The following is a 2,703-nucleotide window of genomic DNA, read 5'->3' on the forward strand; positions in this document are numbered from 1 at the left end:
GCCACCTCGTGGCGGGAAGCCCCTTCGACAACCGGACCGGTCACGGTCCGCCGGATCACTCCCCGGACAGCACCGCCTGCGCGGCCATCCGCGCGTCGTGCGCCGTGTCCGCCGCACGCGCCGCGGCCGCCGCACGCTCGCACTGCGCCAGCGTGTGCTTCGCCAGCGTCGCCCGCACATACGGAATCGACGCCGCACCCATCGACAGAGAGGTGACACCCAGACCCGTCAGCACACACGCGAGCAACGGATCCGACGCGGCCTCACCGCACACACCACAGCTCTTGCCCTCGGCCTTGGCGGCCTCCGCGGACAGCGCCACGAGATCGAGAAGCGCCGGCTGCCACGGATCCTGCAGTCGCGACACCGCGCCCACCTGACGGTCGGCGGCGAAGGTGTACTGAGCCAGGTCGTTCGTGCCCAGGGACAGGAACTCGACCTCCTGAAGGATCGAGCGCGCCCGCAGCGCGGCGGACGGGATCTCCACCATCGCGCCGAACTTCGCCCGCAGCCCCGCCGCACGGCACGCGTCGGCGAACGCCTTCGCATCCGTACGGTCGGCCACCATCGGCGCCATGACCTCCAGGTACACCGGCAGACCCTCGGCGGCCTTCGCCAGCGCCGTCAGCTGGGTCCGCAGCACCTCGGGGTGGTCGAGCAGCGTCCGCAGACCCCGCACGCCGAGCGCCGGGTTCGGCTCGTCCGCCGGCGTCAGGAAGTCCAGCGGCTTGTCCGCACCCGCGTCGAGCACCCGCACGACCACCCGGCCCTCGGGGAACGCCTCGAGCACCTTGCGGTACGCCTCGATCTGCTTCTCCTCGGACGGAGCCTTCGCGCTGTCGTCCAGGAACAGGAACTCGGTACGGAACAGACCCACGCCCTCGGCACCGGCCTCGACCGCCGCCGGCACGTCCGCCGGACCACCCACGTTCGCGAGCAGCGGCACCTTGTGCCCGTCCGAGGTCGCACCCGGACCGCTGGAGGCGGCCAGCGCGGCCTTCCGCTCCTCGGCCGCGCGGGTCAGCGCGTCCTTCTTCTCCTCGCTCGGCTCCACGAAGATCTCTCCGGTGGAACCGTCCACCGCGATGACCGTGCCCTCGGCCAGCTCGCCCGCACCCGGCAGCGCGACCACGGCCGGCACACCGAGCGCCCGCGCGAGGATCGCGCTGTGGCTGGTCGGCCCGCCCTCCTCGGTCACGAAACCGAGCACGAGCGCCGGGTCCAGCAGCGCGGTGTCGGCCGGCGCCAGGTCCCGGGCGATCAGCACGTACGGCTCGTCGCTGTCCGGCACACCCGGCATCGGTACGCCCAGCAGGCGCGCCACGATCCGGTTCCGCACGTCGTCCAGGTCGGCCACCCGGCCGGCCATGTACTCACCGGCACCCGCGAGCAGCTCCCGGTAGTGCGAGAACGCGTCGTAGATACCGCGCTCGGCAGTGCTGCCGACCGCGATCCGACGGTCGACGTCGGCGATCAGCTCCGGGTCCTGCGCGATCATCGCCTGGGCCTCGAGCACCGCCTGGGCCTCGCCGCCGGCCAGATTGCCCCGAGCGATCAGGTCGGCCGCCACAGCTTCCACGGCCTGACGGGCGCGCCCCTGTTCGCGCTCCGCCTCATCGGCCGGAATCTGCTTGGCCGGCGGCTCCAGGACCGCCGTGCCCATGTGCCGGACCTCGCCGATGGCCACCCCATGGCTGACACCGACGCCTCGCAGCGTTGTCTCCATCTCACCGTCTCCGATAGAGCGGCGGCCGGGCCGCCGCGTCGTTTCAATGTCGTATGCGCGCTCGTCGGAAGGACGAGCCGGCGGTCACTTCCAGGAGAAGAGCGCGTCGCCGGCCTTCACGTCCCCGGCCTCGACGACATCGGAGAGGGAGTCGGCCGTGGCTTCGAGCGCCACGATGGGACAGATGGGGGACTTGCCGGCCGCCTCGACAGCGCCGGGGTTCCACCGCACGACCGCCTGTCCGCGCTGCACGGTGTCGCCCTTGTTCACGAGGAGCTCGAAGCCCTCGCCGTTGAGCTGAACGGTGTCGATGCCGAGATGGGTCAGCACACCGTGGCCGTGGTCGTCCACGACGACGAACGCGTGCGGGTGCAGAGAGACGATGATCCCGTCGACGGGCGACACCGCCTCGCCGGGCTCACGGACGGGGTCGATGGCGGTGCCGGGACCGACCATCGCACCGGAGAAGACGGGGTCGGGTACAGCGGCGAGACCGATGGCGCGTCCAGCGAGTGGCGACGTCACGGATGTCATGGGATGCCTCCCAGGGGCGGAGATCGTGTTACGCCGTCACTACCTGTCCTGGACGGCGTACTGGTTCAGAAGCCTATGTCATGGGAAGTCCTAGTTCCGCACGAGATGTACCGGTTGGCGGACCTAGGGACTACCGGAAACGATTTGCGTCTAGTGACGGTGGGATGTACTGTCGTACTCCTGCGTGACTCCAACGCGACGCTGAGTCGTGAGTCCGCAGCACCTATCAAGCCAGATCCTAACCTCAGTGGTCTACACCTCTGCATGCTCGCGGAGGGTGTGGTCAGGGGGACCGAGAAAGCCTGGTAGTGTTTGACCCCGCCGGAAGGGCCCGAAGGCAAACGCCAGGAAAAGGGACCGGAAAGCACCGAGGAAATCGGATCGGAAAGATCTGATAGAGTCGGAAACGAAGGAAGCGCCCGGAGGAAAGCCCGCGAGGGTGA

The 2,703-nt window shown here is 69.7% G+C and carries 2 protein-coding genes; both read right to left on the reverse strand.

Annotated features, from left to right (window positions below):
- Positions 1-55 precede the first annotated feature (55 nt).
- Positions 56-1,726 carry a phosphoenolpyruvate--protein phosphotransferase gene (gene ptsP / locus ACWEJX_RS37680; protein ID WP_451611915.1) on the reverse strand — a complete coding sequence of 557 codons (1,671 nt, stop codon included), beginning with the start codon at positions 1,724-1,726 and terminating at the stop codon, positions 56-58.
- Positions 1,727-1,810: 84 nt separating this feature from the next.
- Positions 1,811-2,260 carry a PTS sugar transporter subunit IIA gene (locus ACWEJX_RS37685; protein WP_451611916.1) on the reverse strand — a complete coding sequence of 150 codons (450 nt, stop codon included), beginning with the start codon at positions 2,258-2,260 and terminating at the stop codon, positions 1,811-1,813.
- Positions 2,261-2,703: the final 443 nt, after the last annotated feature.

The organism is Streptomyces sp. NPDC004788 (assembly GCF_053601115.1).

What these genes read in the sequence shown, in the direction of transcription:
- ptsP (WP_451611915.1), bottom strand. Translation starts at nt 1,726, where the DNA reads ATGGAGACAACGCTGCGAGGCGTCGGTGTCAGCCATGGGGTGGCCATC.
- ACWEJX_RS37685 (WP_451611916.1), bottom strand. Translation starts at nt 2,260, where the DNA reads ATGACATCCGTGACGTCGCCACTCGCTGGACGCGCCATCGGTCTCGCC.